This window comes from Pseudomonas sp. 05T35 (assembly GCF_056396605.1).
In genome coordinates this window covers 1-453 of the sequence record NZ_JBFTLU010000968.1, presented here as the reverse complement: position 1 = coordinate 453, position 453 = coordinate 1, and the positions used below count along the sequence as shown (strand labels likewise).

At 56.9% G+C, this 453-nt stretch carries 1 pseudogene; it reads left to right on the top strand.

What is annotated here, in order from left to right:
- Nucleotides 1–14: 14 nt before the first annotated feature.
- Nucleotides 15–453, top strand: a pseudogene (locus tag AC1DH9_RS30950) (type III PLP-dependent enzyme); the annotation flags it as partial.

Sequence of the window (453 nt, the reverse complement as noted above, 5' to 3'; positions counted from 1 at the left end):
TAGGAGTTCCCAGCATGTCGATCAACGTCGAAGACTATTTTGCGCGCGAAACCTTTCAGAAAATGAAGGCCTTCGCTGACAAGCAAGAAACCCCGTTCGTGGTCATCGATACCGCGATGATTGCCCAGGCCTATGACGACCTGCGCGCCGGTTTCGAATTCGCCAAGGTTTACTACGCGGTCAAGGCCAACCCGGCCGTCGAGATCATCGACTTGCTGAAAGAGAAAGGCTCGAGCTTCGACATCGCCTCGATCTACGAGCTGGACAAAGTGCTGGGCCGCGGCRTAACCCCGGACCGCATCAGCTACGGCAACACCATCAAGAAATCCAAGGACATTCGCTACTTCTACGAGAAGGGCGTGCGTCTGTATGCCACCGACTCCGAAGCCGACCTGCGCAACATTGCCAAGGCGCCACCGACTCCGAAGCCGACCTGCGCAACATTGCCAAGGC